The 23028-nt window shown below is 27.6% G+C and carries 24 protein-coding genes; 16 read left to right on the top strand and 8 right to left on the bottom strand.

What is annotated here, in order from left to right:
- The first annotated feature begins 40 nt into the window (after window positions 1-40).
- The 8 genes from M2325_RS00660 (at window position 41) to hypA (ending at window position 6460) form a co-directional block, all read left to right on the top strand.
- Window positions 41-319, top strand: a complete 279-nt coding sequence (locus M2325_RS00660; protein WP_259050541.1) for a hypothetical protein — start codon at window positions 41-43, stop codon at window positions 317-319.
- Window positions 316-2067 (top strand): 4Fe-4S binding protein, encoded by a 1752-nt coding sequence (locus tag M2325_RS00665; protein ID WP_259050542.1) that lies wholly within the window; start codon window positions 316-318, stop codon window positions 2065-2067. The genes M2325_RS00660 and M2325_RS00665 overlap by 4 nt, the downstream gene beginning before the upstream one ends.
- A gap of 96 nt (window positions 2068-2163) precedes the next feature.
- Window positions 2164-2676 carry a 4Fe-4S binding protein gene (locus M2325_RS00670; RefSeq protein WP_209590111.1) on the top strand — a complete coding sequence of 171 codons (513 nt, stop codon included), beginning with the start codon at window positions 2164-2166 and terminating at the stop codon, window positions 2674-2676.
- 48 nt (window positions 2677-2724) lie between these two features.
- Complete coding sequence (locus M2325_RS00675) at window positions 2725-3168, top strand: NADH-quinone oxidoreductase subunit B family protein (protein WP_209590112.1); 444 nt, start codon at window positions 2725-2727, stop codon at window positions 3166-3168.
- 183 nt (window positions 3169-3351) lie between these two features.
- A complete protein-coding gene (locus M2325_RS00680) occupies window positions 3352-4326 on the top strand; it encodes a respiratory chain complex I subunit 1 family protein (protein WP_209590113.1) in 975 nt (324 codons plus the stop codon).
- Window positions 4327-4600: 274 nt separating this feature from the next.
- A complete protein-coding gene (locus tag M2325_RS00685) occupies window positions 4601-5185 on the top strand; it encodes a 50S ribosomal protein L15e (protein ID WP_209590114.1) in 585 nt (194 codons plus the stop codon).
- Window positions 5186-5483: 298 nt separating this feature from the next.
- Window positions 5484-5945: an RNA-binding domain-containing protein gene (locus M2325_RS00690; protein WP_259050543.1), complete on the top strand. Its 462-nt coding sequence runs from the start codon at window positions 5484-5486 to the stop codon at window positions 5943-5945.
- Between the two features lie 134 nt (window positions 5946-6079).
- Complete coding sequence (gene hypA, locus M2325_RS00695; protein WP_209590116.1) at window positions 6080-6460, top strand: hydrogenase maturation nickel metallochaperone HypA; 381 nt, start codon at window positions 6080-6082, stop codon at window positions 6458-6460.
- A gap of 116 nt (window positions 6461-6576) precedes the next feature.
- Here the strand turns inward: hypA and M2325_RS00700 are convergent, their stop codons facing one another.
- The 3 genes from M2325_RS00700 to M2325_RS00710 form a co-directional block, all read right to left on the bottom strand.
- Window positions 6577-6714 (bottom strand): rubredoxin, encoded by a 138-nt coding sequence (locus M2325_RS00700; RefSeq protein ID WP_209590117.1) that lies wholly within the window; start codon window positions 6712-6714, stop codon window positions 6577-6579.
- Window positions 6715-6804: 90 nt separating this feature from the next.
- Complete coding sequence (locus M2325_RS00705; protein WP_209590118.1) at window positions 6805-6939, bottom strand: rubredoxin-like domain-containing protein; 135 nt, start codon at window positions 6937-6939, stop codon at window positions 6805-6807.
- A gap of 184 nt (window positions 6940-7123) precedes the next feature.
- Entirely contained in the window at window positions 7124-8026 is a 903-nt protein-coding gene (locus M2325_RS00710; RefSeq protein WP_245314061.1) for an N-glycosylase/DNA lyase, read from the bottom strand.
- 288 nt (window positions 8027-8314) lie between these two features.
- Between M2325_RS00710 and M2325_RS00715 the strand changes: the two genes are divergently transcribed.
- From M2325_RS00715 to M2325_RS00750, 8 genes are all read left to right on the top strand, one after another.
- Entirely contained in the window at window positions 8315-9097 is a 783-nt protein-coding gene (locus M2325_RS00715) for an SWIM zinc finger family protein (protein ID WP_209590119.1), read from the top strand.
- Between the two features lie 193 nt (window positions 9098-9290).
- Window positions 9291-9506, top strand: coding sequence for a sulfurtransferase TusA family protein (locus tag M2325_RS00720; protein ID WP_209590120.1), 216 nt, complete (start codon window positions 9291-9293; stop codon window positions 9504-9506).
- 19 nt (window positions 9507-9525) lie between these two features.
- Window positions 9526-9867 carry a DsrE/DsrF/TusD sulfur relay family protein gene (locus tag M2325_RS00725; protein ID WP_209590121.1) on the top strand — a complete coding sequence of 114 codons (342 nt, stop codon included), beginning with the start codon at window positions 9526-9528 and terminating at the stop codon, window positions 9865-9867.
- 223 nt (window positions 9868-10090) lie between these two features.
- Complete coding sequence (gene taw3 / locus M2325_RS00730) at window positions 10091-10678, top strand: tRNA(Phe) 7-((3-amino-3-carboxypropyl)-4-demethylwyosine(37)-N(4))-methyltransferase Taw3 (RefSeq protein WP_209590122.1); 588 nt, start codon at window positions 10091-10093, stop codon at window positions 10676-10678.
- A 196-nt stretch (window positions 10679-10874) separates the two neighbouring features.
- The gene (locus M2325_RS00735) at window positions 10875-11318 is read left to right on the top strand and encodes a methanogenesis marker 5 protein (RefSeq protein ID WP_209590123.1); all 444 of its coding nucleotides are present in this window, start codon (window positions 10875-10877) and stop codon (window positions 11316-11318) included.
- A 76-nt stretch (window positions 11319-11394) separates the two neighbouring features.
- The gene (locus M2325_RS00740) at window positions 11395-12171 is read left to right on the top strand and encodes a DNA alkylation repair protein (RefSeq protein WP_259050545.1); all 777 of its coding nucleotides are present in this window, start codon (window positions 11395-11397) and stop codon (window positions 12169-12171) included.
- A 215-nt stretch (window positions 12172-12386) separates the two neighbouring features.
- A complete protein-coding gene (gene thrC, locus M2325_RS00745) occupies window positions 12387-13601 on the top strand; it encodes a threonine synthase (protein ID WP_259050548.1) in 1215 nt (404 codons plus the stop codon).
- Window positions 13602-13765: 164 nt separating this feature from the next.
- Window positions 13766-14788 (top strand): deoxyhypusine synthase, encoded by a 1023-nt coding sequence (locus M2325_RS00750; protein ID WP_259050550.1) that lies wholly within the window; start codon window positions 13766-13768, stop codon window positions 14786-14788.
- 631 nt (window positions 14789-15419) lie between these two features.
- On the opposite strand, the gene hypF is transcribed toward M2325_RS00750, so the two are convergent.
- The 5 genes from hypF to M2325_RS00775 form a co-directional block, all read right to left on the bottom strand.
- The gene (hypF, locus tag M2325_RS00755) at window positions 15420-17831 is read right to left on the bottom strand and encodes a carbamoyltransferase HypF (RefSeq protein WP_259050551.1); all 2412 of its coding nucleotides are present in this window, start codon (window positions 17829-17831) and stop codon (window positions 15420-15422) included.
- 275 nt (window positions 17832-18106) lie between these two features.
- Window positions 18107-18979, bottom strand: a complete 873-nt coding sequence (locus M2325_RS00760) for a topoisomerase DNA-binding C4 zinc finger domain-containing protein (protein ID WP_209590128.1) — start codon at window positions 18977-18979, stop codon at window positions 18107-18109.
- A 229-nt stretch (window positions 18980-19208) separates the two neighbouring features.
- Window positions 19209-20870, bottom strand: coding sequence for a thiamine pyrophosphate-binding protein (locus tag M2325_RS00765; RefSeq protein ID WP_259050553.1), 1662 nt, complete (start codon window positions 20868-20870; stop codon window positions 19209-19211).
- A gap of 127 nt (window positions 20871-20997) precedes the next feature.
- A complete protein-coding gene (locus M2325_RS00770; protein ID WP_259050554.1) occupies window positions 20998-22272 on the bottom strand; it encodes a DUF2117 domain-containing protein in 1275 nt (424 codons plus the stop codon).
- Window positions 22273-22299: 27 nt separating this feature from the next.
- A complete protein-coding gene (locus M2325_RS00775; protein ID WP_209590131.1) occupies window positions 22300-22971 on the bottom strand; it encodes a 4Fe-4S binding protein in 672 nt (223 codons plus the stop codon).
- Window positions 22972-23028: the final 57 nt, after the last annotated feature.

Consider the following 23028-nt stretch of genomic DNA (forward strand, 5'->3'; position numbering starts at 1 on the left):
AAGATGTATTATGGAACTTTGGCATTATTTCGGTGATAATGTGAATTTAGATATATCAAATACCTTATTAAATACGATATCCTCGCTTGATATAATGTATATATCAGTAATCGGTGTTATCGTAGGTTTTGTATTAGGTTTAAAAATAAACGAAAGACTTAAATTATTGCATTGGCTTGTATTGGGACTATTTGTGGCCTTTTTATTAGGTTCTACTCCTTACTATCAGGAAATCCCTTTTTCCCATATCTTTTTGGCAGGAATTGTTGGGGTATTGTTTGGAAATATATTTAAATCTAATTTAAAGGCGATAAAATGATTGTAACTAATTTGGATAAATGTATTTCTGAACAAGAAAAAGGCTGTAACAAAAAATGTATGGAGCTTTGTCCAACCAACGCAATAAAAATGATTGGTGGAACTGCAATATCTTGTATAACTTGTGGAAAATGTGCAGAAGTCTGTCCAACCAACGCAATTTTGGAAAATGAATACGGTGGATACTACGTAGATAGAAAAAAATGCGTAGGCTGTGCCATATGTGAAAAAAACTGCCCTATTGGAATTATTAAAATGGTTGACGAAAAAGAAAGTTTTTCTAAAACCTCTAAAATTAATGATGATAGAAAAAGTAATATCTTAGAACATAAGTCTGCAGTATCTAGTGAAAAATATCCGATGGGTATATGTGTAATGTGCGGTTTATGCACCAAAGCTTGCGACCATGCTAGAATTTACTTTAATCCAAAGGAATTAAGGACTTCAAAAAATGAAATGTTGGCAAAAAGATATGCAACTATCTATAGGGTATTGAATGCTAATCTAAATACAAATTTAAAGCCAAATTTAAAAGAAGTTAATACTAATGTTAATAATAAAATTAATGGTAAAGTCAATAATAAAAATGAGTTAAATAAAGAATCTTCAAAATTAAAGGACGAACAACGGTATTCTATAATTATAAATTCGGAAAAATGTATAAATTGCAATAGATGTATTTATGAATGTCCAACGAACGCAATAGAGCTATTTGAATATTTAATTAATAATGAATGTATTAATTCTAATTCAATGCTTATTAATCCCCTTAATAAATTAAATTCAAAATCTGAAATGGTATTATCTAAAAAAATATGTACAGAATGTAATTTATGTGAAGAAGTATGCCCTACCACTCCTAAATCCATATATAAAGGTAGAATTGGGGAAGGATGTATCTTGTGTACAAGTTGCATACAAAACTGTCCAAATAATGTTTTAGATATTGAAAACTTTAAGATAGTTAATAAGGGAAAATCGGAAGAATATTCGAAAAATATTGAAAATAGTAATCCCGAAGCTTGTAATAACAATAATAACAATAATAACAATAATAAAAATACGGACTATCAAACTAAGATATATTGCATAAATTGTGGAGCATGTGTGGACGTATGCCCAAATAACGCTTTATTGTATAAAGATGGTAGAATACTATATAATAAAAATAACTGCACATTATGTATGGAATGCGTTAAATCCTGCCCTCAAGGTATTAGACGAGTAATTAATAAAGATTCTAAAGATTTAAAATCAAAGCTAGTAGGAAATTGCGTTTTGTGTGAAAAATGTATACAAAAGTGTCCTGAAGATGCAGTAGAAATTGTAAAAAGAGAAATACCTTTTGAAGTAATCGACGAATCTTGTATAGGTTGTGGTACTTGTGCAGAAATCTGTCCAAATGATTCGCTAACCATTTTGATAAATAATCTATCTTTAGAAGACAATACTGCATCAGATTTTAAAGTTTTATTCGATGAATCCTGTATTTCTTGCCAAAAATGTGGAATGTACTGTCCAAGAGACGTTTTACCAAATATTACTGGCATAAAAAAGACCATGGACAAAGAATACTCGTATATACATACTGAATACGATTATTGCGTAAGTTGTGGATTATGTAATAAAATATGTCCAAATGATTGCATTGATTACGGAGCAATTGATTTGGATAAATGTGAATTATGCTCTGCTTGTGCAAATATATGCCCAACCAATGCAATAAAGACGTTTAGAACTTGGAAATAGTATTCGATTAACTAAATGAATAAATACATTATATTATATTTTTATTATATTATCAAATAAGCTAAAAATTATTAAAAATGCAAATATGGCGATATTATGGACTCGGAAGTTAGGGAATTATCGAAAATATTTATTTCTGGATTTTATCGTAATTTAGAACGTATAATTTTAGGTACTGGGAGATATACTTCAAAAGAAATGACTGAAAGTATTTTAAAAGGTATTGAATTACCAGAAAATGTTTTAAAAGACATATGTATAGGTTGTGGTGGTTGTGCAAATGCTTGCCCGACTAAAGCCATTACAATGGAAGAAATTGCACCTATTAAATTAACTGAAGAATATTCAAAAGAGTCCATACCAGTAATTGATGCTGAAAAATGTGTATTCTGCTTATATTGTCATGATTTTTGTCCTATATTCGCTTTATTTAATGAAGTTTCCCCTATACACCCAAGACACGTGGGAGATTCTAAGGAAATAAAAATAGACGTTTCAAAAGTCCTTGAAAGACCAGTTGAAATTTCTGAAGATAAGATTCAATCAATTATGAAGATATTGTCAATTAATTTAGATAATATTGTAAAAAATAAGAAAAAAATGAAATAATTTATAATAATTTGAAATTTTTTACTAAAAATAAAGAGATGGATAGCAATGTTAAAAGAAATAAGTAGAAAAAAATGTATCCATGTAATGTTAGTTTATACGGGCGGTTGCAATGGTTGCGATATAGAAGTTGTAAACTGTGTATTGTCCCCATTTTATGACGTTGAGCAATATAATGTTTTTTTAACATGGAATCCTCGTGAAGCAGATATTTTAATTGTCACAGGCTGTGTTACAAAAGCTACAACTGCCGCTTTGAAAAAGATATATGAAGAAATGCCTAACCCTAAAGCTGTGGTAGCAGCAGGTGCTTGCGCATTAATGGGCGGGGTTTATGGAAATATTGGAGCTGATTTGGGTACCTCTGACTTTATCGATGGACCTGTTAAAAATATAATACCTGTGGATGTAAATGTCCCAGGATGTCCCCCAAGACCTGAAGATGTAATCACAGGGGTAGTCAAAGCACTTCCAAAATTATTAGAGAAATAAAATCATACGTAAAATATGTAAATTTACATTAAAATAATACTAATTATTATTATTATTATTATTATATAATTAATCTATTATTATCTTAATTATATTATTACATTGTTTATCATATATCTTTATTTAAATTAATTATTGTATTTATATTGTATTTATGTTCAAATTATTATGTTTGGTGGTTTTATGGTATTATTACAAGAATTGGCATCAATTTTGGGAATTCCCTTAATTGCATTTGCAATATCAACGTGGATACCAGGTATTCAAAGAAAAATTCAAGCCAGAATTCAACAACGGAAAGGTCCATCTTTGGCTTCTATAGGCTATTGGGGATTTTTTAAGGCTCTTTATAAACAAACAATAACACCTGTTTCGAGTATGCCCGGGTTATATCATTTTATGCCAATTTTAAGCTTTTTAGTAATATGGGTTATTTTGGCGATGACTTCTTTAACCCATTTCCATATATTGTCAAATGAAATAGGTATCGTAGGTCTATTAAAAATCGAAGAAATGACCTATATCATCATGGGCGCACTATCTTCAACGGTTATGGGAATTAGAATGCCTTTTGAAGATATCTGTAAAGGTGGAAAAGGTAAATTATGTATAAGGACAACTTTAGAGCAACTGGGTGCAGTCAGGGCTTTTAAAATGATAACTGTGGGTTCATTTCCATTTTATATCGCTACATTGCTACCTTTCATACCTCAAGGTTCTATAATGCTGAACACAGTTGTAGGAAACACCTTTTTATTTAGCTTAGGCGGTATACTAGGAGCTATAGCTTACTTTATCGGCTATATAATAATGTTAAAGGAGTATCCATTTTCAATAATGCACACAAAGGCAGATGTATTGGAAGGTCCTACAATGGAGCTTTCTGGAAGATATCGAGCAATATATCTCGCAGTTAGGGAGATGTTAATGATAACCTTGGGAAGTCTCTTTGCAACATTATATTTAGGAATTGCACCGGATTTATTAAACCCAATAACGGTAGTTTTAAACTTTGCAGTAGCCTTAATATTCCCTTTATCTGCGTCAGTAATTAGTGCATATACTCCAGTTTTGACATTTAAGCAAGTTTATCCTTTATCCCTTTTAGGAACTGTAATTGGATTAATTGGACTCGTTCTAGCAATAATGGGCATTTAATTTGATTATAAATATATTTTTATTATAAATTATTTTTTATCTTTATTTTTAACTCTAGCTATTATATTTTAATCCTTTTTTTAACAATATTTTTAAGTTTATTTATTACTCTTAATTTTTAAACATATATTTTGGAGTAGTTAACTTAATATACTTGAGTGCCTTAATTAGGTAAGATAACCAAAAAGGTTCTCACATTAACGGGAGTAATCCCGTAGGGAATGTAGCGAATGCTGAACCCGGAAACAAAATATTGACTACAGTGAGTGATAAAATGAGTATGTACAAACATATCCAAGAAGCATGGAAAAAACCTGCTGAATCATATGTTAAAGACTTACAATGGGCAAGAATGCAAGATTGGAGAAAAGAACCAACAGTTGTAAGATTAGAAAAACCTACAAGAATCGACAGAGCAAGAAACTTAGGTTACAAGGCAAAACAAGGAGTTATTGTAGTTAGAGTTGCTGTAAGAAGAGGAGGTTTAAGAAAACCAAGACCAAAACACTCTAAAAAACCAGCAACATTAGCAGTTAAGAAAATTACAATGGCAAAATCAATTCAAAGAATTGCTGAGGAAAGAGCTGCTAAAAAATACCCTAACATGGAAGTTTTAAACTCATACTGGGTAGGCGAAGACGGTAAAAGAAAATGGTTCGAAGTAATCTTAGTTGATGTAAACTGTCCAACCATCAAAAACGATAAGAAGTACAGCTTCTTAGCTGACGGAACCAACAAGAATAGAGTTTACAGAGGATTAACCTCAGCAGGTAAAAAAGGTAGAGGTCTTATGTACAAAGGTAAAGGTGCTGAAAAAGTAAGACCTGGCGTAAGAGCTAACCAAAAGAAAACAAAATAATTAAATCATTAGTCAAGTAATATAAAATAAATTATATTATTTCTAAAATTTTTAATTATTAGTTTTAATTTTAAATTTATTTTTATTTTCTTTATTTTATTTTTAGTTTTTACAATTACTTTATCTAAAAATTATATTTTAATCTAAAATCTAACTTATAAACGAACATACTACCATAATACTAGCTATTTTATAATAATACAAGGTATTAATTTAATAAACTAGTTTTAATTTTAAAAGAATACTATTTTATATTTAAATATTAAACAATATATTAACAATATTTTTTGGGGATACGATGATTAACAGTATAAAAATATCTACAATTTCAAATGCAACAGAAGACGAAGAAAAGATTCTAGATGCTATTTCATATTTCATACCTGACGTAATCGACGAAGAAGATATAGATATGGAAGTAATTGAAACAGAGGGCTGTTTTGGTAATCCAATAAACATATACTCTGCTAAACTTAAAAATAAGAAAGCAAAAATCACTTACGACTACATAATAAATATGTTAAAACAAAATGAAAAGAATGTCGAAAATTTAAAAAACGATGTAGATTTGAGAATTGAGAAAAATGCTTTATATTTAAGGTTTGACAAGCAAAAAGCCTATTTAAATGAATGTATTCTTTCAGATGGTGACGACACTGTGAGAGTTTTAATAAAATTCAAGCTTTTCAAACCAAGTGGGAAAGAGGAAGAAGTTAAAAGAATAATTTTAGAGCGTTTAGATTCTAAATCTGTATTTTAATAATTTATAATTTTATTTAAATTATTAACCTATTATCTATATCTATTAATTTATTATTTATTAATTTATTAATTTATTAATTTATTAATTTATTAATTTATTAATTTATTTAATTTTAGTTGGGGGGTGCCACAATGCACGAATTATCATACGCTACTTCAATATTAAATTCACTCTTAGAAGCTGTCGAAAATCAAAAAGAACTAGGTAGAAAGCCCTTGAAAGTTTCAGAAATAAACCTGGAAGTCGGAGAATTAACTTTAATACAAATGGAACAGTTAAAGTTTGCTTTTGAGGTAATTGCTGAAGATACAATATGCAATGGTATGAAATTTAATGTAGAGTATATTAAACCTCGAATACATTGTAAAGATTGTGGTTATGAGGGTGACGTAGTGCCAAAAGACGAAATTGGTGTTTATTGCCCAAAATGTAATAGCATGCGTCTTAAAATAAAAGGTGGGAAAGAATTCAACATAAAAAATGCAATAATCGAATTTGATGACGAAGAATAATTTCAAAAAATGCAATAATATAAAAAAGTAAATAAAGTAAATTGTATTTCTTATGATAAAATTATATAAATAAAAAGTATTAAAATTATTAAAATTATTAAATGTATCGAATCGATTTATTCTCTTTTTTCGAATAACTTTTTTGAAACTCCGCAAATCGGACAATACCATTTTTCAGGTAGTTCTTCAAAAGGAATTTCTTCTTTATCTTCATTGTAGAAGTATTCGCAAATAGTACAATCCCAGATAGCCATAATATACCCCTTTAATTAACTATAGCTTAATTGGTAAGTATCCTGTATGTAACTATTTTATCATTTATTATCTAATAATTATTTTAAATTTTATAATTTTTTAAACATTTCTTTTTTTGCACCGCAAACAGGACATTTACAATCTGGTGAAAGGTCTTCAAATTTCTTCTTTTCCTTATCCTCATCGTATTTGTATCCACAAACAGTACATTGCCAAACTGCCATAGTAACACCCCTCAAATTTAGCTTTTTTAGCTTTTTTTATCTTTTATATTCCATACTTAAATTATCATTAAAATCTTATATATATTTAATTATTTAATTATATTATTATCCCGCCACGTAATTATTATTTTTATTATTTTTATTATTTTTATTATATTTATTATATCGTTAATTTTTAACCCAATCATTGATTAAATAGTATTAATTTTTCAATATTGGTCTGCTCTTCCTCATTTAACTTCTTTTTATCAAATGCTGTACCCAAAGCAGTCCATATTATTGAATCAATATGCAGTGGTGGAATTTCAGCTGATTCGGAAACATCTTTCCAGAATTCTAACATATACTTATCGGTTAATTTAATACCTTGTATTTTTTTAGGACTTTTTAAATCCATATCTAATATTTTTTTAGTGTATTTTTCAATTCTACTATCTAATGGTATCTCTATATTCATAGGGTAAGCTATATATTGATTAAATGAAATTCTACAGGCGTATCCATACATTTTAACTGAGAATACAACTGTTTTAGCGCTTTTTTGAGTGTCTAGATTTTTGGATATAATATTTCTCAATTCGTCCATATTTTCGTAATAATATTTTATTTCTTCAAAAGTCAAATCCTTTAAAAATTCGTATATTTTTTCAAGTCTTTTTATTTTAGTAATATGGAATCTCCTATTTCCTTTAGAATTTTTTAAAAAATTAACAAATTCATCAAGTAATAATTCCTTATTGCCAGAATACTTTTCCAATATTTTATTTTCTTTATTGGACCAGTATTTACTGAATTCTGTCCACCAAGCTTCACCCGTACTTGAAAGTTGGTAACTAATAAGGGAATTCATAACTACTAATTTAACAAAAACTTCAATGGCTAAATCTTTGTAAAAGTCCTTAATCTCATCTTCAACCTGTTCTATTAGGCTATTGTGTAAATTAGTTAGCATCTGATATTGAACGTCAATTTCTTCTTCAAATTTCCTCGCCGTATTAGTATCAAAGTTTTTAAGCAATTTAATTAATTCATTTTTTTTATCATCCCCACCATTCTTCACCGTCTTGCCACTTGTAATTTTCTTCATAATATCACACACTTCAGACTACTGTACTTAATAGTATAATTTTAATAAAATATATTATGTTTTTTCCGAATTATATACTCGGTGCTATTGATACGAATATATTTAAATAATTTTTATTATCAAATATATTTAAATGTATAAATTATTTTCATAATTTTCATATTGTATATATGTGTATAAACTATATATTACCTAGCTTAAAAAGTTAAGAAAATTGAAAAAGATAATAAAAAATTAAAATATAAAAGATTAAAATTAAAATTAAAATTAAACTACAAATGGGATAGAATGAATAATTTTCAAGAGTATAGTACTAAAGTTAAAGTTATTGAAAATACTGAAAAAAATAATTTTAAAAAAAATATGGCATTGAACAAAAACAAGTTAAATAAATTATATAATGAAAGAGTGATTGAAAGAGGTTACCAATATTATCTAAATCGAAATATTATTTATTCTATAAAATATAATAATTTTTTATATGGTACGGTCTCAGGAGGTAGCAAATACAAAGTTAAGATAGATTTGACTACACTAACGGGGGAATGCACTTGCGGGTATAAAAACAACTGTAAACACGCATATGCACTAATTCTATCTTATTTTAATGATAATTATATTAATGGCATAGAGTTACTATCTAAATTAGACAATATGCCAAAGGAAGATTTACTAAAAATTATAAAGGATTTAATTGTGGATAATTATTTATGGGATGACCATTTAGTGGAAGAAAATGAGTTAGAACTTGCCAAAAAGATGTTAAAATTAGTAAACTTAGAAAGAAAAAATATATTCACCTTTAAATCTTATTTATCAAATGAATTCCTTAATAAAGCAACTGAGGAACAAATCTTAGAATTTATAAAATATTTTTTAAATTCAAAAATAAATCACGACATTGAAGAAAAATATTATGAGGAAATACTCCATAATTTAGTATCTGAAATATTTGGGCGTAAAAATGAATTATATATTAAACAACTTTTAAAAATATCTAAATCTAAAGCTGATTTGTGGATGGTCAATGATTATATAATCGATAATGAATATTATTACTTATTAGATTAATTAATGTAATGTTAATTATTAGCTTATCTAATGAATATATTTATATAATTAATATGTCATAAAAAATAGTGTTATAAATTATATTATGATGCAATAATTGCACTATAATTAATAAATATACATTATTGCGTAGCTATGTATTATATAATTTAATAACTAAGTTATTATTAATAATGTTAATATCGGTGATAAAATGGATTTAGATGTTAGTGGAACAGTATGCCCAATGCCAGTTTTAAAAACTAAAAAAGCATTAGACACAATGAGTTCAGGGGAAGAATTAACCGTAACAGGAGATTATAAACCTGCTTTACAAAACATAGTAAGATTTGTAGAAGAAAAAGGACACAAAGTAATTTCAGCAGACGGAAATGCTGACGGTTTTAAAGTAGTTATTTTAAAAAATTAATTAGATAAGAGGTATCCTTATGAAATTTGCTGTAATTATCACAACTGCACCGTATGGTCAAGAAAGAGCATATTCTGCATTAAGATTTGCTCTCACATCACTTGTAGAAGGAATTGACGTAAACATATTTTTATTAGAAGATGCGGTTTATGTTGCAAAAGATACTCAAAACCCGGTAGATGTTCCAAATTATTTAGAACTTTTAAAAGGTGCAATTGACGCAGGAGCTGTAGTTAAGGCTTGTGGACCTTGTGCAAGAGCAAGAGGTCTTTCAGAAGATTTAATAGAAGGCGTTCAATTAGCTACAATGCATGATTTGGTAGATTTCGTTAAAGATTCTGATAGAACAATTACCTTTTAATTTATATATTTTAAATCATTTTTTTAATTTTAAATCATATAATTTGATTAGTTATTCTTATTTAGTTTTATATTGGTTTACGTTACTTTTTATTTTTAGATTTTTTATATCCAAATATTATATCTATCGATATGTTTATACTCAATTTTTTATATCCAAATGTGCATATTCATATCTAAAATAAGAATATGTTATAATTATAAATTATTTAATTTGGTGAATTATGTTTTTAGAATCTAAATACAATACTTTAAAAAAATTACAATATGCAGTAGATAATAATTTAGTTGATAAAGAAATAATGTACTTTGTAGACCGTATAAATGAAGAAGACGACTATTATACAACTAGTAGTTGTATAGGACGTTGTGGAATTATGGAATTTCCAAAAAACGTAAATACAAAGATTTATTCACGTTGGTTAGGAAAATGGCACCATTATGCAACATCCGAAGAAATGATGGAGGCTTTAAGGGGTGCATCAGATAATTATGATAGACTTTATTTCGTTTTAAACTCTCCAATTATGCACATAGCTTGTAAGGATGCAGTTTCTGCCAAAAAACTTTTGGAAATAGCTTACCATAATGGTTTAAAGGCATCTTCTGTAAAATCCTTGTCTGAAAAACGATATATTGTGGAATTTTTAACCACAATGAGATTAGATGCTCCAATTGGCTATAATGGAAAATTGGTTGTAGATAACGATTATTTAAATATTTTATTAGACGAAGGAAATTTAAAACTTATGAAAGCAAGAGATATGTTGCATAAGGTTTATTTAAAATTTGATGAAGAATTTAACCTTTAAATTTAAAATTTTAAATTTATTCGTTATGTATTCACATTACTACTTACGAAGTAATTATTAAAATAATTAAAAACAATTAAAAACAATTAAAAAGTATATTATAAGTTAATGTAGATATAAAATAAATGATAATTACAATGATTATATATTATTAGAATTGAATTTCAATAAATATTAAGTTTAAAATGGTGAGAGTTTGAAAGTATTTATTTATCCTACAAATAGCCTTATCTTAGCAGATTTAGTGGAAAGATTTGGGCACAAACCATTAATGATTAACAATGCAATTGGTGAAAAGGTAAGGAATGCAGAAATTGACCATCCACCAATGAATATTACTGACGAGGACCCAAAAAAAGGTTTAAAATATGCAGCTATCGAAGTTCCATCTGGCGTTAGGGGTAGGATGTCAATGATTGGACCACTTATCGATGAAGCAGAAGCAGCAATCATAATGAACAAAGCACCAATGGGTTTTGGTTGTGTTGGTTGCGAAAGAACAAACGAATTAACAAAATACCTTGTTAGAAGGTCTGAAGTACCAATATTAAATTTAGAATATCCGGAATCTGAAGAGGATGCAAAAGTAATCGTTAAAAAAATAGCTTTATTCTTGGAAGATTTAGGGGATAAAAGATAAAACAATATAATTTAAAAATAATTTAATACCATTACTTTTTACATATTTTTTTAAATTTTTTTATGGGGGGGGAAATATGAAAGATGAATTTATAAAAGAATGGACTATCGATTTAAAAAATGAAATAATGGCAAATTCTTGCGAAGAACGTAAAAAAGCTACAGAAAGATTTTTTAAATTAGAAAAAATAACTGGTGCAAGGGCTCCAATTCTAAGAAAAATTTCTAAAACATACTATCGTAATTTAGAGAAATTTTTAAAGAATTACTATACAGAATTACATGAATATAAAAATAAAGATGAAATTAACCATTTTATAAAAAATGACATATACAACACATGTAATAATCTTTTTGAAGAGAATTTTTACGAGTACAACTATTTATCATTAATAATGTTACATAGTGCTAAAAAATACTATGAAAAAGAAGATTTTGAATTTTTTTCAAAAGTATTATCTAGTTATGTAAAAAATTGGGCATCTTGTGATGAATTTTCATTACACGCATTTTATGAGTTAACAAATAAATATCCAGAGTTATTGGATGAGGTATTCAAACTTACAACTTCTGAAAATCGATGGGTGCAAAGGTCAAGTGCAGTTACTTTAATATATCACATAAAGAGAAATGACGTCAGAGAAAGAGTCTTTAAAACTGCAGATATTTTAATTTTACAGCGTGACGTTATGGTGGAAAAAGGCATAGGGTGGCTTTTAAAAGTTACTGCAAATAATTATCAAGAAGATGTTTACAATTATGTCTTAAACAATAAAGATAAGATGACTCGAACTACCTTAAGATACGCAATTGAAAAAATGCCTCAGGAGTTAAGAAAAGAAGCAATGAGTTAAAACCATTAATTTATTATTTCTATTATTTTTACATCATATTTTTTAAATAATTTTTAATATTTTATTATTTTTTATATCTAATTTTAATTTTTCAATACATTTTAAGGTAAGCTTTATATCCTATTATTTAATACTATATACTGAATTAACTATGTATACAATTACGAAATTATACATTTATCTACTATCAATTACAAATTCTTAAAAGTGAAATTATGATACAAAAATGCAGAGAATGTGGAAAAGAATACGACGTTGACGAAATTATTTACAACTGTGAATGTGGCGGTCTTTTAGAGATTAAATACGACCTCGGAAAAATTAAAAGCGAAGTTTCAAAGGAAAAATTAAGAGAAAGAAGAAGTGGAGTTTGGAGATACTTAGAATACTTGCCAGTTAAAGATACCAACAAAATAGTTAGCCTTTGGGAAGGTGGAACTCCATTATACAAATGTGATAACTTAGCTAAAAAATTAGGCTTAAAAGAACTTTACGTTAAGAACGAAGGTGCAAACCCAACCGGTAGCTTCAAAGATAGAGGAATGACTGTGGGAGTAACAAGAGCGAACGAATTAGGTGCTCCTGTAGTTGGTTGTGCTTCAACAGGTAACACTTCAGCATCATTGGCAGCTTACTCAGCAAGGTCTGGAAAAAAATGTATTGTTTTATTACCTGGCGGTAAAGTAGCACTCGGTAAATTAGCTCAAGCAATGTTTTACGGTGCAAAAGTTGTCCAAATCAACGGTAACTTTGACCAAGCATTAGTTATGATTAAAAACTTAGCTCTTGAAAATAAACTTTACTTACTCAACTCAGTAAATCCATTCAGATTGGAAGGTCAAAAAACAATTGGTTTCGAAATCTGCGACCAATTAGATTTTGAAGCTCCAAGCGCTGTTATTTTACCAGTGGGTAATGCAGGAAACATAAGTGCAATATGGAAAGGTTTCAAAGAATTTAAAGAAACAGAATTAATCGATAGCTTACCTATGATGATTGGTATCCAGGCAGAAGGTGCCCAACCAATAGTTAAAGCATACAAAGCTCAAAAGGATAACATCACACCTGAAGAAAGCCCTGAAACAATTGCAACAGCAATAAGAATCGGAAACCCTGTAAACGCTGTAAAAGCTCTCGAAGCTATCAACCAATCAAACGGTTTAGCTGAATTCGTAACTGACGAAGAAATAACAGCGGCTCAAAAGTTATTAGCTCAAACGGAAGGTATTTTCGTAGAACCAGCATCTGCATCATCAATCGCAGGTTTAATAAAATTGTTAGACATGGGAGCAGTTGATAAAGATGGTAAAATTGTATGTATTACCACAGGAAACGGTTTAAAAGACCCTGACGCAGCAATTAAAGCAAGTATCTTACCATCTGAAATTGAATGTGACATGGAAGTCTTAAGAAAAGTAATTGAAGAATAATCAAATAAATACCTAAATAATTTTAATTTTTTTAAATAACATTGATTTGTTTTTATTTTATTTTTTAAAGCTAATTATTATAATTATAACGTATAATTCATAATAAAATACGCTATATTATATACAAATTAACAAATATTACGTTAAAAATAATCGGGTGAATTATGACAAATCCAAAAGATATAATATTTAAAGAGTCTGAAGATTTAGAACAAATTTTTGAAACTCTTGAATATGTTAAAGGACCGAATTTAGACGAAGAAATTTCTTTAAAAGAAATTGTAAGTGATTTTTACCCAAAAATGGGTTTTCAAGCGTCACACTTGGGAAAAGCCGTAAAAATTTGGAAAAAAATTGAAGAGATTAGGAAAAATGAAGAATTAGTAGTTTTTATGGGTTATACTTCAAATATGGTTTCTTCAGGGTTAAGAGAAATTATAGCAAATCTCGTAAAACATAAAAAAGTTGACGTTTTAGTTACAACCGCTGGCGGTATCGAAGAAGACTTTATAAAATGCGTAAAGCCTTTCATAATGGGTGACTGGAACTTAAACGGTGTTGAATTACGTGAACAAGGTATAAACAGAATTGGAAATATTTATGTACCAAATGACCGATATATTGAGTTTGAGACGTACATGACAAAGTTTTTTGATGAATTAGCATTAAAACAGAAAGAAACACATAAAGTGACTTCTGCAAGTGAATTTTGTTATGAATTAGGTAGATTTATGGATGAAAACCTCGGGGACGAAAAAGAAGATTCTATAATTTATTGGGCATATAAAAATAATATCCCTATCTTTTGTCCCGCTATTACTGATGGTTCAATAGGAGATATGCTTTACTTCTACAAGAAAAACGAAAAAGAGACTAATTTGATTATAGATATTGCAAGTGACATTGTAAAATTAAACGATAAAGCAATAGATGCTAATAAAACAGCTTGTATTGTATTGGGCGGTTCATTACCTAAACATAGCATAATTAACGCTAATTTATTTAGGGAAGGAACCGATTACGCAATCTATATAACAACTGCAACGCCTGCCGACGGTTCTTTAAGCGGCGCCCCACCAGAAGAAGGTGTTTCTTGGGGTAAAATCCAAACAAAAGCAGATTATACGGAAATATGGGCAGATGCTACAATAGTGTTCCCTATATTAACTTATACAGTCTTTAAATAAAGTTTTTAAATAAAATAAAACAAAATATCAATAGAAATTATAACTTTTTTTAAATTTTTTAAAATAGAAATTAACTTTGAATGATTTTAACTAAAATCAAAATTTAAAACATTAAAAGAATTTAGTAAATTCAAGTAATTTAAAAAATATCTAACGGTTAATAAAAATATATGATAATATTTTTATTAAATAAGATTTAAGCTTATATAAATCGTTCATGCTAACTTGGTAAATATAACGGTGTTTTATCAAGTATTAACATATAACATAATCCATATATTTTAAAATATCAACTAAATGAATTCAAATTATTAAATACTGGTATTTAATAGGGTGACCTTAATTAAGTGGTTATGTGCAACTAATGCACATTACATTATAGTACCTACGTAATATATATAGCTTACGATTTAACATTGAGGTAATTAGTATATTATTTAGAATCCAAAAAATGGGTTAAATTCTTAAAAAAACTGAAATTTGAGCTAATAAAAATAATAAATAGGTATCAAATTATTAAATATCTAATAGTGAAAAAATAAAAATAGTAATTATAAAAATAAAAAATATTAAAAATAATTTGGTTATTTTAATTTATATTTAAAATACAATATTTATCTAAAATATGGTCTTATAATTCATTTTTTAAAATATATCCCAAAGCTTGACCAAAAGCAATTCCACCATCGCCATTGGGTACATTTTTATGTAAAAGTACCTTAAATCCTTTATTTTTTAACTTAGTTACAATGTGCTCTGTTATTATTTTATTGTATGTAACACCACCTGTGAGTCCAATGGTCTTAATATTTAGGTTTTCGGCACATTTTATGCTAATGCCTACTAAACAATGTGATAAAGTCAAATGAGCATAGTAGGCTATTCCATTTTTACTAAAAGCTACATTTTGTAGCATTTCATAACAATCATATACTATTTGTGTGGTATTAATTATATTATTCTCATAATCTATGTATTTTGAATAATCCTTATTTTCAACAAGTTCTAAAATTTGTTTTTTTTCGCTAATACTACAATTATTTGCAAAGGCTTCTAATCGTATAGATGGTTCTCCATCATAAGTCTTTTTAAAGCAAATCGATAATAAAGAAGCTATACTATCTAAAAATCTACCTGTAGATGTAGTAATTGAAGTATTTAAGCCACTTTTTATTTGCATTTTAATTAATTTCAATTCTTTTTCAGTTAATTCTGGGTATTCTCCAATATATCCTTTTATAAATTCGAAAGATTTTTCAAGTCCTATTTTTTTACTAAGTATCGAGAATAGCATTCTAATAGGATATTTGGTAGATAAATCACCACCTAATTGCAATTGTTCTTCTAAATGACCGACACGATGTATATCATACTTTTCATCACAATAAAGTAGCTCACCGCCCCAAATATTACCATCTTTTCCATATCCGAGTCCATCAAGTGCAATAGTTATATTTGGTTCGAAAAATTCATTATCACCCATTAAAGAGTAAACATGAGCTTCATGATGTTGTACATCATATAATTTTGTACCATATTCTTTTGATAGTTCATTAGCGAATTTTTTGGAGTTAAATTGAGGATGCAAATCGCAAACAATCATATCTAATTTATTGGTATTTGTTAACCTTAAAATATTATGCACAGCATCCTTTAGATAGTTATAAGTTTCGTATTTGGATGTATTTCCAATATATTGGGTCATATAAAACTTATTTCCTTTTGATAAGCAAGCTACTGAATTTAATTCTGCTCCAACGGATAATATATTTTTTGATAGTATATTATTATTCTTATTATTATTCTTATTATTTAAAAGCCCATTTTTTGAAAAATCTATTTCTATAGGTTCGGGAGCATAACCTCTCGAACGTCTTAACAGCATCATTCTACCGGAAATTTGTTTTAAAACGCTATCATCACATCGATTTACAATATCTCGGTCGTGTAGTAAGAAATAATCTGCAATGTTTTTTAAGCTTTCGATAATTTTGTCATTGGTAATTGCCATGGGTAAGCCAGGTAGATTTGCAGAAGTCATGACATATGAAGTGCATTTATCAAATAACAAATAATGTAAGCCGGAATAAGGTAACATAACCCCCAGAGTATCCAAATTAGATATATTTTTTGATATATGTTTTCCATACTCATTTTCTTTCTTTTTTAAAGCTACTATTGGCTTCCGATATGAATTTAAGGCATTATCTTCCAATTCGGTAGGTTCTGAAAATAATTTGTACTTATCTTCAGTACTCATAATTGCAAAGGCTTGTGTCGGTCTATTAAGTCTTTTTCTAAGTTCTAAAACTGCTTCGTCATTATTGGCATCACAAACTAAGTGTGTACCCCCTATACCTTTAATTGCAATTATTTTGCCATTTTCTAATAATTCAACAGTTTTTTTAATGGCAGATTCTTTTTCAAATAATATTTTACCCTTCGAATCTGTTAAAAATACTTTTGGACCACATTTTTCACAGCAATTGGCTTGTGCATGAAATCGTCTATTATTTGGATTTTTATATTCTTCTTGACATTCTTCACATAATGGAAATTTGTCCATAGATGTGTTTTCTCGGTCATAAGGTAACTTTTTTATAACTGTAAACCTTGGACCACAATTTACACAGGCAATGAATGGATAATTATACCTTAAATCTCCCTTAGCTTTAAGTTCTCTAACGCAATCTTCACATAATCCCACATCTGGAGGTATTGTTCCAGCTACATCGTTATCCACATTTTGACTTGAATATATCTTAAATTCGTCTTTTAATTCACTTAAATTATTATTTTTTAAATCTTTTAAATCCATATTTTCTATTTTTAAGTTATTTATTTTGGATAACACAGGTTTTTCCTCTTTTAAATTTCTTATAAAATTGTCTATGTCGTTTGAATTTCCATTTACAATTATTTCGACAAAATTTCCTTTATTTTTAACATATCCTGTTAAATTGTTCTTCTCTGCAATATTGTATACAAAAGGTCTAAATCCAACGCCTTGAACAATCCCGCTTACAAAAATTTTTTTTAGCATTTTATCACTTAATCAAATAAAACAATACATGGTACATTTATAAATTAGTTAAAGTTCAATATATATCTTGATATAATTTTATTAATTACTTTTCAATTAGTTTAAATACATCTATAAATTTAAATTATTAAATTATTAAATTATTAACTTTAAAAAAAGGCTTATATATTCATTTTAGATTATAATCTAAAATTGTAATAATAATTGCAAAAATAAGTTTAAAATAGAAAAATAAATTAATTATAATTATTTATTAGCTATTTATTAGTTATTTATTAATACTTTTTATTTAAATATCTTCTGTATAAACATTTTGGATAGTCAGTACACCCCAAAAATTCTCCTTTTTTGGTTTTAATGGTTCTTAAAGCACTTCCACACCATGGGCATACATCATCGCTTCTATTTTTTAATTCATCGGTTAATGTATTTTTATTTTTACACAATCTGTCGCCATTATATCGTATAACTTCATTTTCTACATCAACGTAAACTAAGTAGTTTTCGAATAACTTTGCGTTTTCCAAATCAATGATTAATTCATCATTTTTATGGCACAAACCTTTGGTTATTTCAGATTCTGTTTTTAATGGTAATAACCAAAATCCTTCACCCGAATAATTAAACATCTTGGACATGTATTTAATTCTACCTATTAACCATTCATAGTCTCTATTTGCGATATATTCTGCACTTTCGTCTATGGATTTTAATTCATTTCTGTCTTTAATCCTATCGAGTACATCTTTCACATGAACGTCATTCTTTGAATAGTCTTCAAGTAATAGATTTTTAAAAGTAGCTATAAATTCTGGTTTGCTAATTTTAACGGCTAATAATAATCCATTGAATCCATTGCCTACGATATATTTTTCTTTTTCTATTAATGAATCTTTATCAAATTTTAAATAAACTCTTGCATTTATAAAGTTATTTCCGTTTTCAGATTTTCCTTTTTTAATTATGAAAGAGGTTCTATAGTTTTGAGTAATTCCATAATAGAAAACTGGCTTTTTACCGTTTTTAATTCCAATCATCGAAACCAAGCATTCTGGAACTTGCCAATCTTGACCAAAGTTATTTTTATCTAATTCTGTTACGTTAAAGTGTATATTTTTTGTTAATTCCTTGAATAAGTCGTGCCCCATTTTTTCACCGAGGTATGATTCAAATATATAAAATAAGTTTTAAATTATTATTAATTTTATATATTCAATCTATATTCTGTTTTGTTGTTTCAATTAAGTCTAATTTAAGTTATTTTTTAAGTTATTTTTTAATGTTATATAGTACTATTTTATAAGTTAAATTGAGCACTATTTAGATATTTTTTAAATTTTATAGATATTTAATTAAATAGTTGGTTCATTGAAATATTTAATTTTCAGGTTTCGGTAAACTTTCATCTTCACATTCGATTACTAAAATTAAAGGACCATTACCTTCTAAATATTCATTTACACATTTTTTTATTTCATTTTCAGATTTAACCAATTTGGATGTTATCCCATAGGCTTCTCCAAGTTTTACATAGTTGGGGTTATCTAAATCACAAAAAATATTTAATCTGCTATTTTTCATAATTATGATTAACATTTTTAAGTTATTTTTGGCAACAGTTGCTAATTCTTGGATATTCATCTGAATTCCGCCATCCCCATTAATATTTATGACTTCCCTATCTATGCTTTTATCAATACACCCGTACTTTACGCCGATGGCGCAAGGAAGTCCAAAACCCATGGTACCCATGCTGTGGGAGGAAATTATACTTTTGGGTAGCATACATGTCTTAAATAGTGACGTAAATACAGTATGATTCCCAGCATCTGTTACAATAATCGAATCATTAGGGATTGATTCTATTAATTCTTTAACTTTTTTGGAGTAGTCTCCAAATTTAACTATTTTGTTTAAACTATGGTTATTATTTCTGTAGATTTTATTGTACTTTTTAAAAATATCACATTTTTCAAAAATATCGTTAATATTTCTAACAATTAATTCAATATCTGAAATATTATTGATATTTACATTTAAATCAACAATTTTTGACTTAATATCGTCCCAAGACTCAAGAATTGTATTGTATGATAAACTTGAACCTAAGTTTATTATTAAATCACAGTTTTTCAAATGTTCATTTGCAAAATACCCTCTTCTACCAATCATGCCCAAACATTTTTCGTCTTCTTCCGAAATAATGCCCCTTGCAGGGTATGTAGTGACTATTGGGATTTTTGAATTTTTTAACATATTATTAATTTGAAGTATTTCAGAATAGTTTAGTTGCCCAAAAATACCCTGCCCTATAAGTAATATAGGATTTTTAGAATTTTGAACGATTTCATTATTTTTTAAAGTCTCAAAATATTCATTAATTTCAAGATTTTTAGAATTTTTAGTATTATTCATATTATTTATTTGATATGTAGCATGTATATTGTTACATAATTCACTATTGTTATGATTATTAATATACTTTTCATAAGATTTATAATTCTTTGTAATTTTTAATAAACTACCCGATTTATCTAGTGAATTATAGACATTTTTGGAAATATTAATTTGGATAGGTTTTCGATTAAAAAAACTTTTTTCAAATACATTTTTTACAGTATTCAGGTTTTCGTCGTTCGATTCAAAAATATAACTACCTTCTTCGAAATCTAGAAAATCCATGGGTATTTCTTGAAAAAATTCAGTGCCAATATATTTTGAAGAGCAACGACCGGTAAAGCATACAATAGACGAATTATCTCGAAATGCCGTAGCAACACCTGTGGTTATGTTTGTTGCACCTGGGCCTGCAGTTACTAAACAAACACCCGTTTCATTAGTTATCCTAGCGTAACCGTCAGCCATATGCGCCGCAGCCTGTTCGTGTTTAACATTTATTAAATTAATATTTGAATTTTCAATGGCTCTGTAAAATGGAAGTATTTGTTCACCAGGGTATGAAAATATGGTTTTTATATCATTATATTCTAGAAAATTAATTAATTTGCCTACAAATTCTTTAGAATTTGAATTATCCATCAAATCCCTCATATAAGTTTTATTTTTAATATTTGTATCAATAATATCTAATAAATTTATGATAGTAAATATATGGCTAATAACCATATATAAATTATAAATTATAAATTCTTGCAATTTATATTATTTAATTATCAATTTCTTCAAGAGTATATTCTAATTTAAGAGAATAATTGGCTAATAATTTAAAAACATGATTAAAATATTCCTCAAAAGTTTTAAAATCTTCAAATTTTGAATTTTTAATAATATAGTCACCTACATCGTCATCTTTAGCATTCAATATTTTAAAAACTTTTGAACCTTTGGTTAACCGAGGGTTATCAAGAATTTCGTCTTTATCTCCATCGGTAATACCAATTATCCTAATATTAAATCTTGCAAGTATATCTCCACAAACGGTGGTTGTATCATCACCAATAGTTAAAACTGCTGAAACAGGAGCATTTTTTAACATTTCTAATGTATTTTCGCCTGCATGATGTATAAATAATAGCTTTCCAACATTTTGCATATTTTCTTGTATGTTTTTATTATCAATAGTATTATCAATTTTATTGTTAAAGTCGCCTAATTTATGGTCATTTTCGCAAAAGTTACTATGCCTTCTTAACATGCCGGTTTTTATAATTATTTTATTTAAATCAATATTTCCTAGTTTCTCAACACCATGCCATTTGACATCTGCATTTTTAATACCTAAAAGTTTCCCATTTTTACAAACGATTGTAACTTCTTCACCTTTTGAGCGCCCTACTACTATACCATTAACCATAATTGATTCATTAGGGCTTACTCCATGTATTTTACGACATTGATTTCCTAATTCATCGTAATAAACGTTCATACCTTCGCTTATGCAATTTTCAATAGAGATATCAAATTTTCGGCTGATAGTTTCGACTAAACCATCAATAAAGTGTTCTATATCCTTATTATTGTCTTTATCCTTATTTTTTAAATCAACGTCATTTAAAAACTTTTTATTCCATAGTATTATTGTCCCATCTTTTTCGCCAGGTCTTTCAATCTGAATAACTGGTTTGTGGATTTTGGAGTTATTTATGACTATTTTACCGAAGGTATGCCCTGTAATTTTTGATTTTCCATAATTGAGCAAAAATAAGAAGTCATTGAATTCCCCAAGCTTTTGAATCGATTTAGATGGTACTAATTTTTCAGAAATATCAATAATTTCTTCTAAATTATTATCTATAACGGCAACTCGACCCATAGTACCGCCTAACTTTACAAATATTTCTTTTTCAATATACTTATCAGTAAAAACTTGATAATTTTTAATTATATCGATTATTTTTTTTGCATAACCGCTATCTATAATTTCAGGACCATGAACTATAATTCCTATTTTTAAAACATTTTTCTGAAAATCGTTTTCCATAATTTCACTTTCAATTAAATATTAATTTTATTCATTAAATTCTATCCCATTTTCATTCAAAGGACATATATATTGACAATCTTTGCAAAATATACACGAATTGATATCTAATTTTATAATACATGACTTATTGTAATCTTTGGGCAATACTATTGCATTCATAGGACAATAATTTTTACAAATCATACATTCATTTTTTGAATTTTGACTATCATTATCAGTATTGTAGTAACTACAATTATCGGATATTGTGATTTTACCGAATTTATTGTAGTATATGGCTTTTTCAGGACATTTTGGGATACAAAGACCGCAATCGTTACATTCTCCAGTAATGTATGGTATTTTTATCACGGGTATTTCATTCATAATTATTGGAATTGTACAAAATAATGCACAATAACCGCATTTTGTACATTTTTCAGAATCTATATCGAATCTATTTTCATGTATTGCATCTACTGGACATACATTTGCACAAGCTCCACAATTTTCGCAAATAATATTTTTAAATTTGAACACGCTTATTGACTCAGTAGGGCAGGCTTTTTCACATAATCCACAAGCTAAACACTCTATAACCACAGGTTTTTTAGTCCGAGCCTGTTTTTCAAATTCTTTTGGATTTAAAACGTTTGAAAGAATATTCTTTAATAATTTACTCTTTGAAATACCTTTTTTAACTGTTCTTTTTAGCATAATATCCCTATAATATAAAAATAAATCATATTTTTATATTGTTATAGTATCAATTGA

The sequence above is a fragment of the Methanococcus voltae PS genome (assembly GCF_024807035.1).
Taxonomy (GTDB): domain Archaea; phylum AGJL01; class Methanococci; order Methanococcales; family Methanococcaceae; genus Methanococcus; species Methanococcus voltae.

Excerpts from the sequence above, each read along its gene's own strand:
- M2325_RS00670 (WP_209590111.1), top strand. The coding sequence starts at position 2,164 with ATGGACTCGGAAGTTAGGGAATTATCGAAAATATTTATTTCTGGATTT.
- M2325_RS00685 (WP_209590114.1), top strand. The coding sequence starts at position 4,601 with ATGAGTATGTACAAACATATCCAAGAAGCATGGAAAAAACCTGCTGAA.
- hypF (WP_259050551.1), bottom strand. The coding sequence starts at position 17,831 with ATGCTAAAAAAAATTTTTGTAAGCGGGATTGTTCAAGGCGTTGGATTT.
- hypA (WP_209590116.1), top strand. The coding sequence starts at position 6,080 with ATGCACGAATTATCATACGCTACTTCAATATTAAATTCACTCTTAGAA.
- M2325_RS00680 (WP_209590113.1), top strand. The coding sequence starts at position 3,352 with ATGGTATTATTACAAGAATTGGCATCAATTTTGGGAATTCCCTTAATT.
- M2325_RS00770 (WP_259050554.1), bottom strand. The coding sequence starts at position 22,272 with ATGGAAAACGATTTTCAGAAAAATGTTTTAAAAATAGGAATTATAGTT.
- thrC (WP_259050548.1), top strand. The coding sequence starts at position 12,387 with ATGATACAAAAATGCAGAGAATGTGGAAAAGAATACGACGTTGACGAA.
- M2325_RS00740 (WP_259050545.1), top strand. The coding sequence starts at position 11,395 with ATGAAAGATGAATTTATAAAAGAATGGACTATCGATTTAAAAAATGAA.
- M2325_RS00720 (WP_209590120.1), top strand. The coding sequence starts at position 9,291 with ATGGATTTAGATGTTAGTGGAACAGTATGCCCAATGCCAGTTTTAAAA.
- M2325_RS00690 (WP_259050543.1), top strand. The coding sequence starts at position 5,484 with ATGATTAACAGTATAAAAATATCTACAATTTCAAATGCAACAGAAGAC.
- M2325_RS00725 (WP_209590121.1), top strand. The coding sequence starts at position 9,526 with ATGAAATTTGCTGTAATTATCACAACTGCACCGTATGGTCAAGAAAGA.
- M2325_RS00750 (WP_259050550.1), top strand. The coding sequence starts at position 13,766 with ATGACAAATCCAAAAGATATAATATTTAAAGAGTCTGAAGATTTAGAA.
- M2325_RS00700 (WP_209590117.1), bottom strand. The coding sequence starts at position 6,714 with ATGGCTATCTGGGATTGTACTATTTGCGAATACTTCTACAATGAAGAT.
- M2325_RS00675 (WP_209590112.1), top strand. The coding sequence starts at position 2,725 with ATGTTAAAAGAAATAAGTAGAAAAAAATGTATCCATGTAATGTTAGTT.
- M2325_RS00710 (WP_245314061.1), bottom strand. The coding sequence starts at position 8,026 with ATGAAGAAAATTACAAGTGGCAAGACGGTGAAGAATGGTGGGGATGAT.
- M2325_RS00775 (WP_209590131.1), bottom strand. The coding sequence starts at position 22,971 with ATGCTAAAAAGAACAGTTAAAAAAGGTATTTCAAAGAGTAAATTATTA.
- M2325_RS00715 (WP_209590119.1), top strand. The coding sequence starts at position 8,315 with ATGAATAATTTTCAAGAGTATAGTACTAAAGTTAAAGTTATTGAAAAT.
- taw3 (WP_209590122.1), top strand. The coding sequence starts at position 10,091 with ATGTTTTTAGAATCTAAATACAATACTTTAAAAAAATTACAATATGCA.
- M2325_RS00705 (WP_209590118.1), bottom strand. The coding sequence starts at position 6,939 with ATGGCAGTTTGGCAATGTACTGTTTGTGGATACAAATACGATGAGGAT.
- M2325_RS00760 (WP_209590128.1), bottom strand. The coding sequence starts at position 18,979 with ATGGGGCACGACTTATTCAAGGAATTAACAAAAAATATACACTTTAAC.
- M2325_RS00665 (WP_259050542.1), top strand. The coding sequence starts at position 316 with ATGATTGTAACTAATTTGGATAAATGTATTTCTGAACAAGAAAAAGGC.
- M2325_RS00765 (WP_259050553.1), bottom strand. The coding sequence starts at position 20,870 with ATGGATAATTCAAATTCTAAAGAATTTGTAGGCAAATTAATTAATTTT.